1 pseudogene is annotated in these 507 nt (G+C 61.5%); it reads left to right on the top strand.

The features are described 5' to 3' along the window. A pseudogene (locus J5M71_RS27310) lies at positions 1-507 on the top strand (DUF3772 domain-containing protein); the annotation flags it as partial.

The raw sequence follows: 507 nt of genomic DNA on the forward strand, positions 1-507 counted from the left end.
ATGCTGTTGCGCGTCGGCAAAGTGCGCAAGGCCTTGGTCGCAGCCAATGATGCGTCGGCTACGAACAGCGTGTTCGCCGGGCTGATCTACAGCGTCGCCAGTCTCTCGATGTTGGTGACGGCCATCGCCCTGCTTGCCGGCTATGTTTCGCTGGCACGGTTCATCAGCTATGAGCTGGTGTGGGGCTATGTCGTGCTGTCGGGCTTCTACTTGCTGATTCAGCTGGTCAAGGACGCCTGTGAGCACCTGTTTTCGCCGAAACACGCGAGCGGCCAGGCGCTCAAGCAATTGCTCGGCGTCAGCGACCGGCGCCTCGAGCAGACGTCGATCCTGTTGTCCGGCGTCAGCCGCGCCGGTCTGATGCTGATGGCGCTGATTTCGTTGTTTGTCGGCGGCATCGGCACCACGCTTGGCCAACTGGTCACCAACATCATGTCGATCCTTGGCGGCGCCGGTTTGCGCAAGCTGAATATCGTCCCGGCGCATCTGCTCAACGCGCTGCTGGCA

This window comes from Pseudomonas sp. 43(2021) (assembly GCF_017490805.1).
Taxonomy (GTDB): Bacteria; Pseudomonadota; Gammaproteobacteria; order Pseudomonadales; family Pseudomonadaceae; genus Aquipseudomonas.